Genomic DNA, 860 nt, shown 5'->3' on the forward strand with positions numbered 1-860 from the left:
GCACGGCGATCACACCGACTATATCGTCAACGGCCGCCTGCACCATCAACACGGCGACCACTGCGACGATCACGGTCCGGTTGAGATTGTGAAGTAAGTGCAATAGAAGCGGTTTCTTCTGAATAAGCGTTAAAAACAAAAGGTCGTCTGAAAATGCTGCTTCCGTAAAAAAACGGAATGGCGTTTTCAGACGACCTTTTTGTGTTTTCTATCTAATGAGAAGAAGGAGAGGGGAGGGGTAAATGGCTTTAGCTTTTGTTTGTTAAACCAGGTCTATTAGATAGTTATGCTCTATCGTTTATGATTTTAATAAGTCCGACAAACTATCATCTTCTTCTGATGCAACCGTATATTTCTCTTGCGCCCATTCGCCTAAGTCAATCAATCGGCAACGCTGACTGCAAAACGGTCGGTATTTGCTCTCTTCATTCCATATCACCGGCTTTTGACAGGTCGGACATTTCACAGTCGTTACTTCAGTCATTATTTGTTCCTTACAAATCATTTAAGCTTTGTCTGTTGATTGAGATATTTCATTTTAGGGCAATAATGTACCAAATTTCGAGTTGCCGGCATATCCCAGATAAAACCTATGCAGCCCCTGAATTTTCTTGGTTAACTCAGATAAAGTCCCTTCATTTTCTAAGACATCATCTGCATAGAGAAGCCGCGTTTTGCGGTTAGCCTGAGTATGCATAATGCGCTTGATCTCTTCTGTGTCCAAACCACTTCTTTGCTGAACACGAAGAATTTGTGTTGCTTCAGAAACATCAATCACCAATACTCTATCAACAACCGCCAAAAAATCTGGATTTTCAATCAGCAAGGGTACATCGATGATGCCGTATGCTGCATCGGGA

The 860-nt window shown here is 42.2% G+C and carries 2 protein-coding genes; both read right to left on the minus strand.

Translation table 11 applies throughout. The features are described 5' to 3' along the window. Positions 1–298 precede the first annotated feature (298 nt). Positions 299–484 carry a DNA gyrase inhibitor YacG gene (gene yacG / locus ACTHUR_RS12790; RefSeq protein ID WP_107814376.1) on the minus strand — a complete coding sequence of 62 codons (186 nt, stop codon included), beginning with the start codon at positions 482–484 and terminating at the stop codon, positions 299–301. 54 nt (positions 485–538) lie between these two features. Beyond that, positions 539–860: dephospho-CoA kinase (locus ACTHUR_RS12795; RefSeq protein WP_440398866.1), on the minus strand; the 322-nt coding region annotated here is incomplete at its 5' end.

Source organism: Neisseria sp. P0021.S007 (genome assembly GCF_051956855.1).